This window comes from Microvirga tunisiensis, from assembly GCF_009296175.1.
GTDB lineage: Bacteria > Pseudomonadota > Alphaproteobacteria > Rhizobiales > Beijerinckiaceae > Microvirga > Microvirga tunisiensis.
This window is the reverse complement of sequence record NZ_VOSK01000785.1, coordinates 1-1,250: the sequence shown is the minus strand read 5'-3', so window position 1 is coordinate 1,250 and position 1,250 is coordinate 1. Positions and strand designations below refer to the sequence as shown.

General features: G+C 64.3%; 1 protein-coding gene. It reads right to left on the bottom strand.

Annotated features, from left to right (window positions below):
* Positions 1 to 984: 984 nt before the first annotated feature.
* The coding region (locus FS320_RS43655; protein ID WP_162003643.1) for a phasin family protein at positions 985 to 1,250 on the bottom strand (266 nt) is incomplete at its 5' end.

Sequence of the window (1,250 nt, the reverse complement as noted above, 5' to 3'; positions counted from 1 at the left end):
TGGTCATGACGATGTTCCTTGTGAACCCCGAGGCCGGGCGCTGCGCACCCCGACCACTCCGCGCCCGGCCTCGGCTCATGCCTCAGCCTAACGACACCGTCTGTCAGATTAAGTCCAAACTACTTCACCTGCGGGATCTGGAGGAGGCTCTCCAGCGGGCTCACGCTTGAGCCGTCGTAAAACTGGATGTCGCCTTATCTCGTAAATCTCGGTGTCGCTTGACAGCATACCATACTCGAAACCGCACTTGAGGGTCGCCTTACCTTGCGGCAGCCCAATGTTGGGCTGGTTGGCCTTGCCACCCGGACGATCCGCAAGGCTGCCCCGCCGGCTAGGTCGGACCCTGTATTGGTCAGGCCTTTGCAAGCCGGTATGCGCTGCCGAGCAGGTCAAACAGACCCAGCACTCGCGCCAGGTAGGGACCACTGGCCACGAAGCCACCCCCTTCCCATCCGGCATCCCACTGCCGCTCGAGCGCATCGATGAGGCGGTGCCGCCGGCGCTGGTCGAGCCCCAAGCACCGCTACGCCGGATCGGCCCTGATGCCGGTGAGCGGATGGTGCCATCCGCTGCGCGTCTCCGACGACTGAGGCTGGCCTTGGACCGCGGTGGCCACAATGAATGCGGTCACGACTGCAACGGTAAGGGTGGCAGTTCGAGGTCCGTGTGCGGGGCCTATAAGAGGCCTCCCTCCACCTGAGATCATGCGCCGACCCAAGCTCTGAAGGGCTGTTTTTCCTCAAATGGGCGCGCTGAGCCAGAGGGCGTGCCCGCTCCGGACATCATGATCGCGGACGACCGGGAGCACGCCCGTCCGGCATCTAGACCTTGGTAGCGTTCGACGTTACCGCGGTGGAGACGTCAGCGGCCAACGGCTCCTATCAGGTCCTCTCGGCATCCCGAGCCTCCGCACCTCCGGTTTTGCTGATCACATGCGAAGAGCGCCTCAGGGGCGCTCTTCCTGTCAGTTCCCGGCTAGGGTGCTCAGGCCGCGCGGCGGATCCGCTCGGCGGTCTTGTCGGCCTGCTCGGTCACGGTTCGGGTGGCCTCCTCGGTGATCCGTATCGTGAGCTCGGCAAGGCGGCGGCTGTTCTCGACAGTCTGCTCCAGGTTGTCGCGCAGCAGCGTCGTTTGCGCCTCAACGAAGTCCGTCATCGAGCGACAGCGGGCAAGCGACTGTAGACCATCGATGTTGTGTTGCAGGCGCTTCTGACTGCGGTCGACCACTTCCCGCGAGACCTCCTGCAGGC